At 69.4% G+C, this 2,747-nt stretch carries 1 protein-coding gene; it reads right to left on the bottom strand.

Going from position 1 to position 2,747, the window contains the following annotated elements; all coding sequences use genetic code 11:
• Window positions 1–2,747: non-ribosomal peptide synthetase (locus A5686_RS26055; protein ID WP_156750247.1), on the bottom strand; the 2,747-nt coding region annotated here is incomplete at both ends.

The raw sequence follows: 2,747 nt of genomic DNA, 5'->3' as shown, positions 1-2,747 counted from the left end.
TGGCCTTCGACGTCGATGCTGATCGGGGCGGCGCCGTTGCCCATGAATTGGGCGATTGCCATGCCCAGGGCGATGAGCAAGATGTCGTGGATGCCGGTGTGAAACGCCGCGGGGACCTCGGCGAGCAGCGCGCCGGTGGTGTCGGGGTCCAGGGTGACCGAGAGGTGTCCGGCGCTGGCGTAGGTGTCCCGTGCGGGGTGGGGCGGGGCGAAGGTGGCGGGGGCGGCGGCCAGTTGTTTCCAGGTGTCGGCGAGTTCGATCACTTCGGGGCGTCGGGCGTAATCACTGAGTAGTTGGGCCCATCGTTGAAACGAGGTGCCGGTGACCGGCAACACCGCCGGCTGGCCGGCCCGGTGTTGGGTCCAGGCGGTGTTGAGGTCATCGAGCAGGACCCGCCAGGACACCGCGTCGATGACCAGGTGGTGAATGATCAACGCCAACTGGCCAGTTGCGGTGGCCCACACCGCGCGAAGCATCACCCCCGCGCCCGGGTCCAGCCGGGTCCGCGCCTCGATCAGCGCTTGTTCGTCTACCGCGTGCACCACGTGTAGGCACTGCTCGGCGGGGACGGCGCCGGGTTCGGGCACCTGCAAGGACCAGGTCCCTGCGGTGTCGACGTTCAGGTGGGCGCGCAGCATGGCGTGGCGATCCAACACGGCCTGCAGCAGGGCCACCACGTCGGTCGGGGTGGTTCCGGTGGGGGCTTGCAGTAGCAGGGTTTGGTTGAACTGCTCAGTGGGGCCGTGCAGGGCGGCCAGCCAGCCCATGATCGGGGTCAGCGGCACCGCCCCGATGCCCTCATCGACCACGGCGGTGTCGGCCGGGGTGACTACCTGGGCCAGGCGGGCCACGGTTTGCTCGACGAACACATCGCGGGGTCGACACATCAGCCCGGCCGCCCGGGCCCGGGCCACCACCTGCATCGAGGCGATGCTGTCCCCACCCAACTCGAAGAACGAGTCATCGACCCCGACCCGCGGCAACCCGAGCACGTCGGCATAAATGTCGGCCAGGAGTTCTTCGACCGCACTGTCCGGGGCGCGGTAGCGTCCGGTGTCGGTGTAGTCCGGGGCGGGCAGCGCGCGGGTGTCGAGTTTGCCGTTGGCGGTCAACGGCAACGCCTCAACGGCGATGACCGCGGCCGGGATCATGTAGGCGGGCAGCCGCTCACCCAACTGGGCGCGAACCTGGGCCGGGTCGGCGCTGCCGGTGAGATAGCCGACCAGGCGGGTGGCCCCGGGCGCGTCTTCGCGGGCGATCACCACCGCCTGGCTCACCCCGTCTAGGGCGGCCAGGGCGGCCTGGATTTCGCCGAGCTCGATGCGATACCCGCGGATCTTGACCTGCTCATCGGCACGCCCCAGATAGGCCAGTTGCCCATCGGGGCGCCAACACACCAGATCTCCGGTCCGATACATGCGCTGTGCGGGCGCCCCGGCGAAAGGACACGCCACAAACCGCGACCCGGTCAACGAGGCCCGGCCCACATAACCCACACCCACCCCAGCCCCGGCCACATACAACTCCCCGACCACCCCGACCGGCACCGGGGCCAACCAGCCATCCAGCACGAACAACGCCGCCCCAGCCACCGGCGACCCGATCGGCACCACCGTTTCCCCCGCCTGCAGCGGGGCGCTCATCGCCGCATACACCGTGGCCTCGGTCGGCCCGTAGGCGTTGATCACCACCCGCCCCGGCGCCCACCGCTCGACCACCTCCGGTGGGCAGGCCTCCCCGCCGAGCAACAACGCCGCCGACTCCAACCCCTGCGAGGGCAACATCGCCGCCGCCGAGGGAGTCTGGGTCAACACACTGACCCCCTCAGCGACCAACAGGGCATGGAAATCATCCGGGGCGCCGGTGACCTCTTCGGGCACCACCACCAACCGGCCCCCACCCAGCAGCGCAGCCCAGATCTCCCATACCGAAAAGTCGAACCCATAGGAATGGCACTGCGTCCACACCTGGGTCACCGGCAGCCCCGCGGGTGAAGACTCCACCAAATGCGCCAGGTTGGCGTGGCTGATGGCCACCCCTTTAGGCACCCCGGTAGTGCCCGAGGTGTAAATCAGATACGCGATATCGTCGGGGGCCGCCACCGCCACCGGCGTACTCGGTTGGTCATCTACCGCGGGATCATCAACCTCAAGGACCACCCCGTCGAACCCGTCGAGCCGGCCCCGCAACCCGCGGGTGGTCACCACGGCGACCGGGGCGGCGTCGTCGAGCATGAACCCCACCCGGGCATCAGGCGCGGCGGCGTCGATCGGTAGATAGGCCGCCCCGGTCTTGACGACCGCCACCATCGCGGTGATCGCCGCCGCCGAACGCTCCACCAACAACCCCACACACTCACCCGGGCCCGCCCCCCGCCCGGCCAACCAGTGCGCCAGCTGGTTAGCGGCCCCATCAAGCTCGCGATACGTCAATGACAGATCCCCGTCACGAATAGCCACCGCCTGTGGGGCGCGCTCGACTTGCGCGGCGAACAACGCCGGCACCGACACCGGCGCGGGGGCCGCCCCGGCCAGCACCGCCCGATGACCCAGCACCTCCAACGCGGCCCGCTCAGCCTCATCGAGCACCTCGATCGAGGACAACCGCACGGCCGGATCAGCGCTTAACGCCGCCACCACCCGCCCCAACCGGGCGATCAACACCTCAATACTGGCCGCATCAAACACATCGGTGCGGTATTCCACCGTCCCACCGATCCCAGCCGGCTGCCCCTCCACGGTGAACCG

The sequence above is a fragment of the Mycobacterium sp. E2479 genome (assembly GCF_001667925.1).
GTDB lineage: Bacteria > Actinomycetota > Actinomycetes > Mycobacteriales > Mycobacteriaceae > Mycobacterium.
Note: the sequence above shows the minus strand (reverse complement) of the source record. Positions and strands in the feature narration are given on the sequence as shown.